This window comes from Pseudactinotalea sp. (genome assembly GCF_048594945.1).
Classification (GTDB): Bacteria; Actinomycetota; Actinomycetes; order Actinomycetales; family Beutenbergiaceae; genus Pseudactinotalea.
On the sequence record NZ_JBMDXJ010000466.1, the window covers coordinates 1 to 5,103 of the forward strand.

5 protein-coding genes are annotated in these 5,103 nt (G+C 69.3%); all 5 read right to left on the minus strand.

Annotation, left to right across the window (positions count from 1 at the left end):
* On the minus strand, positions 1-689 hold a 689-nt coding region (rpsB, locus tag ACOJSN_RS21185), incomplete at its 3' end, for a 30S ribosomal protein S2 (protein ID WP_420114465.1).
* 346 nt (positions 690-1,035) lie between these two features.
* A complete protein-coding gene (locus ACOJSN_RS21190; RefSeq protein WP_420114466.1) occupies positions 1,036-2,658 on the minus strand; it encodes an ABC transporter ATP-binding protein in 1,623 nt (540 codons plus the stop codon).
* The gene (locus ACOJSN_RS21195) at positions 2,655-3,593 is read right to left on the minus strand and encodes an ABC transporter permease (protein ID WP_420114467.1); all 939 of its coding nucleotides are present in this window, start codon (positions 3,591-3,593) and stop codon (positions 2,655-2,657) included. The genes ACOJSN_RS21190 and ACOJSN_RS21195 overlap by 4 nt, the downstream gene beginning before the upstream one ends.
* A complete protein-coding gene (locus tag ACOJSN_RS21200; RefSeq protein ID WP_420114468.1) occupies positions 3,590-4,555 on the minus strand; it encodes an ABC transporter permease in 966 nt (321 codons plus the stop codon). The genes ACOJSN_RS21195 and ACOJSN_RS21200 overlap by 4 nt, the downstream gene beginning before the upstream one ends.
* 11 nt (positions 4,556-4,566) lie before the next feature.
* The coding region (locus ACOJSN_RS21205) for an ABC transporter substrate-binding protein (RefSeq protein WP_420114469.1) at positions 4,567-5,103 on the minus strand (537 nt) is incomplete at its 5' end.

The following is a 5,103-nucleotide window of genomic DNA, read 5'->3' on the forward strand; positions in this document are numbered from 1 at the left end:
GCGCGGGCGACGAGACCGTCGGCCACACCGTCGGCGATCACCCGGGTGAGCAGCGAGACGGCGCGGATCGCGTCGTCGTTGCCCGGAATCGGGTAGTCGACCTCGTCGGGGTCGCAGTTGGTGTCGAGGATCGCGACGACGGGGATGTTCAGCTTGCGCGCCTCGGCGACGGCAAGGTGCTCCTTCTTGGTGTCGACAACCCAGACGGCGGAGGGCACCTTGGCCATGTCACGGACGCCGCCCAGGGTGCGGGCGAGCTTGTCGCGCTCACGGCGCTGCATGAGCAGCTCCTTCTTGGTGAACGCGGAGGAAGCGACGTCGTCGAAGTCGACCTCCTCGAGCTCCTTGAGACGCTGCAGACGCTTGTTCACGGTGCCGAAGTTGGTGAGCATGCCGCCCAGCCAGCGCTGGTTGACGTAGGGCATGCCCACGCGGGTGGCCTGCTCCTGCACGGCCTCCTGTGCCTGCTTCTTGGTGCCGACGAACAGGATCGTGCCGCCGTGCGCCACGGTGTCCTTGACGAAGGAGTAGGCGCGGTCGATGTCGGCGAGCGACTTCTGCAGGTCGATGATGTAGATGCCGTTGCGCTCGGTGAAGATGAAGCGCTTCATCTTGGGGTTCCAGCGACGGGTCTGGTGCCCGAAGTGGACGCCGCTCTCGAGGAGCTGGCGCATGGTGACGACGGCCATGGCTCGTCCTTCCGGCGTGGGGCACTGAAGCCCTCACGCTCATCTGGTGCCCGGGCCAACGGATCTCTCCGCGGCGCGGGGCACATACTCGGTTGTCCGGCCCACCGGGTGGCAGGCCTCCTGGTGCTCACGACCGTGCGGCCCCGGGATCACTCCCGGACCTCGCCGTGCGGCCCCGCCATCCGGCGGTGCGTGAGCGCGCGATGTCAGCCGGTTCGCCCGAAGACTCACCGACTGCGATCGCCATACTACCCGACCGGCCACCCTCCCCGACCCGCCCCTGCACTCCACCCACGATCGGGGGCACAAGGGTCGAGGTCATCCAGTACCTTGCCGCAGCGCCTGATTACCGCGAGTCAGGGAGGGGCGGGGGATCGGCAGCGCGGGGGCGCTCGGGTGGGATGGCTGCCAGCAGGCGGCGCGTGTAGTCCTCCTGCGGGTGCGCGAACAGCTCGGCGGCCGGTGCGTGCTCGACCACCCGGCCATGCTGCATCACCAGCACGTCGTGGCTCATCTGCTGCACCACCGCGAGATCGTGCGCGATGAATACGAACGTGAGCCCCAGCTCGCCCTGGAGGCGGCGCAGCAGCTCGAGGACGTGCGCCTGGATCGAGACGTCAAGCGACGCGGTGGACTCGTCGAGGATCACCAGCTCGGGCTCGAGTGCGAGCGCGCGGGCGATCGAGACACGCTGCCGCTGCCCGCCGGAGAGCTCGTGCGGGTAGCGCTGCGCGAAGTGCTCAGGCAGGTCGACCAGCTCCAGCAGCTCGGCGATCCGCTCATCTCGGCCGCGGCCGTCGCTCGGCAGCCCGTGCACCCGCAACGGCTCGGCGATGCTCTCCCCCGCACGCATCCGTGGGTCGAGCGAGGAGAACGGATCCTGGAACACCATCGCGATCCGACGGCGCAGGTCGTTCGAGGCGCCGCGCAGCACGTCCTCGCCACCCAGGCCCACCGAGCCGCCGGCGGGCTTGACGAGACCGGTGAGCACGTTCGCGATCGTGGACTTGCCCGACCCCGACTCCCCCACGATCCCGAGGGTTCGGCCGCGTCGCACGTCGAACGAGACGTCGTCGACCGCGTGCACGATGCCGCGCCCGGCGGCCGACGTGACGGGAAACGTCACGTCGAGCTCAGAGACCTGCAGCAGCACCGCCTCGTCCTCGGTGACCGGCGGCGGCGCACTCGCACCGAGACGCGGCCGGGCCGCGAGCAGCTCCCGCGTGTACGGGTGCTGCGGTGCGTCCATCAGCTCGACCACCCCGCGGTGCTCAACCGCCTCCCCGTGCCGCAGCACCAGCACGTCGTCGGCGACCTGGCCGATCACGCCGAGGTCATGACTGATCCAGACGACGGCGGTACCCCTGTCCCGCTGCAAGGTGCGGACCAGCTGGATGATCTGGGCCTGCGTGGTGACGTCGAGGGCGGTGGTCGGCTCGTCGGCGATCAGCAACGCCGGGTCGCACGCGAGCGCGATCGCGATCATCACGCGCTGCCGCTGCCCACCCGAGAGCTGGTGCGGGTAGGCGTGCATGCGCTGGGCTGGATCGGGCAGCCCGACCGCCTCGAGCAGCTCGACCGCACGGCCTGTGGCAGCGCGCCGCGTCATGCTGCGGTGAGCCTCGAGCGACTCGGTGATCTGTCGCTCCAGCGTGAGCAACGGGTTGAGCGAGGTGGTCGGATCCTGGAACACGAATCCGACCCGGTCGCCATGCACCCGCCTCAACGTGCGTGGGCGCGCGCCGACGAGCTCGACGTCACCAGCCAGCACGCTGGACCCCTCGACCCGGGCGCCCGGAGCATCGAGCAGCCCCGTGGCTGCGAGCACCGTCATCGACTTGCCGGACCCGGATTCGCCCACGATGCCGAGCGTGCCCTCGGGCTCGACCTCGAAACTCAGACCCCGCACGATCTCGCGCGGGCCGATCGCGACCCGGAGGTCGGCGACCTGCAGCACCGGTGCATTCATCGCTTCTTCCTCGCCTCGATCAGCGTGCGTTGCTTGGGATCGAGGACGTCGCGGAGTCCGTCGCCGAGCAGGTTGAACGCGAGCACGGTCACGAAGATCGCGGCACCCGGGAACACGCTCATCCACCACGCCTGCCCGAGGAAGCCCTGCGCGTTGGCGAGCATGCCGCCCCAGGAGGGGTTGGGCGGTTGGATCCCGAGCCCGAGGAAGGACAGCGCCGCCTCGGACAGGATCGCGAACGCCAGCGACAGCGAGGTCTGCACGATCAGCGGCCCCGTGATGTTCGGCAGCACGTGCCGGCCCAGGATCGTCAGGCCCGGCGTGCCCATCGTGCGGGAGACCTGCACGTACGGCTCGTGCCGGACCGACAGCGTGCTGGCACGCGCTACCCGGGCGAAGATCGGGGTGTAGACGATCCCGATCGCGAGCATCGTGGTCGCCATCCCCGGCTGCAGGATCGCCACGATCGCGAGCGCCAGCAGCAGCACCGGGAACGCGAACATCACATCGACCATCCGCATCAGCACGGTGTCGAGGAAGCCGCCGACGTATCCGGACACCACCCCGATCGTCACGCCCACCACGAACGCGAACGCCACCGATACCAGCGCCACCTGCAGCGACGCGCGCGCCGCGATCATCACGCGCGAGAGGATGTCGCGGCCGAGATCGTCGGTCCCGAACCAGTGCGCGCCGCTCGGTGCCTGCAAGGCGCGACTGACGTCGACCGCGTTCACCCCGTACGGCGTGATCCACGGCGCCAGCAGCGCGACCAGGAGCACCACCAGCAGAACCACGGCGCTGATCACCGTCACGGGGTTGCTGGCCAGCAGCCGGACTGCTCCCATCCGTGCCGGCTCAGCCGGCCCCGAAGGCGAGTCCACGAGCGGATCCGGTGCTGCGCCGTCGACCATGAGGTCGTCTCGATCGCTCATGACAGCCGGATCCTCGGGTCGACAGCCGCGTACAACACGTCCACCACGAGGTTGACGAGCAGGAACATCACGGCGATCAGCAGCACCGATCCCTGGATGAGGGAGTAGTCGCGCGCCGCGACCGCGTCGTACACCAACCGGCCCAGCCCCGGCCAGGCGAACACCACCTCCACCACGATGACGCCACCCAGGATGCTCGCGAACTGGATGCCCGCGATCGTCAGCACCGGCACGAGCGCATTGCGCAGGATGTGCCGCCGCACCACCACCCCGCCGGAGAGGCCCTTGGAGCGAGCCGTGCGGATGTAGGACATCGCGGTCACCTCGAGCACGGCGCTGCGGATGTAGCGGGTCATGATCGCGGCGGCGACCAGCCCGACCGTCAAGCCAGGCAGGATCACGCGCCGCGCCCAGCCTCCGACGTCGTCCGTGAACGCGACGTACCCGCTCGAGGGCAGCAGCCCCCAGGTCGAGGCGAACAGCAGGATCAGCAGCATGCCCATCCAGAAGTCCGGGATCGAGACGCCGAACTGGCTGGTGATCCGGATGATCGCGTCCGAGAGACGCCCCTCGCGCAAGGCCGACCACACCCCGGCGGGGATCGAGATCAGCAGCGCGATCAGCAGCCCGACGATCGCGAGCGAGATCGTGGCCGGCAGCCGTTCGAGCAGCAGCAGCGTCACAGGCTCTCCGCTGCGAAAACTGACGCCGAGGTTGCCGGTGAGGGCGTTGCCGATGTAGTTGACGAACTGCTCGTGCAGCGGCCGGTCCAGACCCGAGGCCGCCATCAACGCGTCGTAGGCCTCCTGCGTGTAGCGGGTGCCGAGGGCGAGCCGGATCGGGTCGCCCGGGACCGCCTGCACCAGGAAGAACACCAGCACCAGCACCCCGAAGAGCACCACCGCCGAGTAGAGCAGCCGGAACCCCAGGAACGCGATGACCTGGCCGGGTGCGACGCGCACGTGGACCTACCTCAGCCTGGCAGCGTGGCGGCGGCGAACCGGATCGCCCGATCGGCCCGCGCCTCGTAGCCGCCGAGGTCCGGGGACCAGGTCTGGATCACCGAGGGGTTGTAGAGGTAGATGTAGCTGCACTCGTCGGCGATGATCGTGGCCGCGTCGGTGTAGAGCTGCTTGCGGGCGTCCTGGTCGGTCTCGACCCGGCCCGCGTCGAGCAGGTCGTCGACCTCGGCGTTCGCGTACCCCTGGGCATTGCTCCCGCCCTCGCTGTGGTGCTGCGAGTAGTAGAAGTCGTCGGGGTCGATGTTGCCCAGCCAGCCCATCATCAGCATGTCGAAGTTGCCGGAGTTCTGCTCGTCGAGCCAGGTGGAGAAGTCCGGCTGCCGGATCTCGACCGTGATGCCGATCTCCGCGAGGTTCGAAGCGAGGATCTGCGCGGCCGTGACCGTCTCGGGGTAGTCGCTCGTGGCGAGCATGTCGAGCGTGCCGCCCGTGAACCCGGCGTCGTCGAGCAGCTGCTGCGCCTGGGCGAGGTCCAGCGAGTAGCTGCT

Bases quoted from the DNA above. Each gene is read 5' to 3' on its own strand.
- ACOJSN_RS21190 (WP_420114466.1), bottom strand. From the start codon at position 2,658: ATGAATGCACCGGTGCTGCAGGTCGCCGACCTCCGGGTCGCGATCGGC.
- ACOJSN_RS21195 (WP_420114467.1), bottom strand. From the start codon at position 3,593: ATGAGCGATCGAGACGACCTCATGGTCGACGGCGCAGCACCGGATCCG.